2 protein-coding genes are annotated in these 1,901 nt (G+C 39.9%); both read left to right on the top strand.

All coding sequences use genetic code 11. The features are described from left to right. On the top strand, positions 1-1,311 hold a 1,311-nt coding region (locus GX437_06675), incomplete at its 5' end, for a S46 family peptidase (protein NLJ07335.1). 45 nt (positions 1,312-1,356) lie between these two features. Next, the coding region (locus GX437_06670) for a hypothetical protein (GenBank protein NLJ07334.1) at positions 1,357-1,901 on the top strand (545 nt) is incomplete at its 3' end.

Raw genomic sequence — 1,901 nt, 5'->3', positions numbered from 1 at the left:
CTCGAATATAAAAATCCTTCCATTGTCAAAATCAGAACCATCAGGCTTCAGATCATGCGCGAAGACATGGATGCCAATCCGGCTGTCAGGATTCAATATGCTTCAAAATATGCACGTGTTTCAAACTACTGGAAATATTTTCAGGGACAAAGCCGCGGTCTGAAAAGGCTCAATGTGTATGATAAAAAAGTGGCTCTTGAAAGTGAATTTCAAAAATGGGTACTAAAAAGTGAAGAAACCATCCGCAAGTATGGGAATGTCATTTCTGATTTTGAAGGTGCTTACAAAGTCCTCGATAAATATGAAATGGCTCGTCAGTATGCCAATGAAGCAATTTTCAGAGGAAGCGATATCATGTCTCTGGCCGGACAATTCCGCGCCCTTCATCGTCTGATGACTGCCGAAAAAATTGATAATGACAGGATTAAATATGTCGCTGACGTGATTAAAAAAGGACTGCCGAACTATTTCAAGGATTACAACCTTTCTACCGATAAAAAACAGTTTGCTGCCATGCTCGAACTGTACTACAAGGATATAGCTCCTGAATTCCAGCCCGATATTTATGCAACCATCCAAAAAAAGTATAAGGGTGATTTCTCAAAATACACAGATTATGTTTTCAGCAAGACCATTTTGATCAATCAGACAGCCATGGAATTGTTTCTGGATGCTCCCAATAAAGATATTCTGGAAAAAGATCCTGTATTTCAGATATTTGTGAAATTTTACGACCTGTATCAGAAATGGAATGATGAAACCAAAGATGCTCAGAACAAACTCGACAAATGCAGGCGTCTCTATATGGCAGGACTTCAGGAAATGCAGAAAGACAGGAAATTCTATCCGGATGCCAATTTTACGCTCCGACTGACTTACGGCACCGTCAAATCTTACTATCCTTCCGATGCTGTTTATTACAACTACTTTACGACTCTTGACGGGGTAATGGAAAAAGAAGATCCCAACAACTGGGAATTTGTCGTTCCTGAAAAACTTAAACAGCTTTATGAAACAAAAGATTATGGCAGGTATGCCTCTACCGATGAAAAAGGTAATAAAATCATGAAAACCTGTTTCCTGACCAATACCGACATCACCGGTGGAAATTCAGGAAGTCCGGTACTCGATGGATATGGCAACCTGATCGGCCTTGCTTTTGACGGCAACTGGGAAGCTATGAGCGGTGACATTGCCTTCGAAACAGAACTCCAGCGCACCATCAGCGTTGATATCCGTTATGTTTTGTTTATCATCGATAAGTTTGCCGGAGCTCAAAATCTGATTCAGGAAATGACCATTATTGAATAGGAAGATTGTCTTTCTTTTTTCTTTATTCCTGATTATCTTTACTTTATGAAAGCTTTGTTGTTTGCGGTTTTTGCCATTGCCTTATGCTGCCCTGTCTTTGCCCAACAAAAGGATACCATTTCTGCCAAAACAAATTTTCAGGAACCTGAGCAAAAAATCAATCTGCTCAAAAAACAAAACCCTTGTGTTTTGCGGATAACTTTTGAGACAAATTACGGGAACATCACCCTTTACGAACCATTTGGATTAACAGCAGACCTGACACCCATTCGCCCTGACAAATCAGATAGTATTTTCTTTTGCATCCCTGCCGCTTACACTTCAAAGGACACTACCATTGACGGACTGTATTTCTGTAACGGAATTCGTGCCCATTCAGCTTTTAACAATAAGCTCACCGGTGCATGCTATTTCAAAGATGAATCGTTCAATATCATCCCTTCGGCAGAAATTGATTCCGCTTTGATCTCTTTTATTCAGGAAAGAAAAATGAATTTTTTTCAGCAAAGTCTTCTCGTTTATCATTCCGGAATCTATCCCTGCACTTTGTTTAAGGAAAAGAAAAACATGAGGAGGGCACTGGTCAAGCT

This window comes from Sphingobacteriales bacterium (genome assembly GCA_012517435.1).
Taxonomy (GTDB): domain Bacteria; phylum Bacteroidota; class Bacteroidia; order CAILMK01; family JAAYUY01; genus JAAYUY01.
Note: the sequence above shows the minus strand (reverse complement) of the source record. Positions and strands in the feature narration are given on the sequence as shown.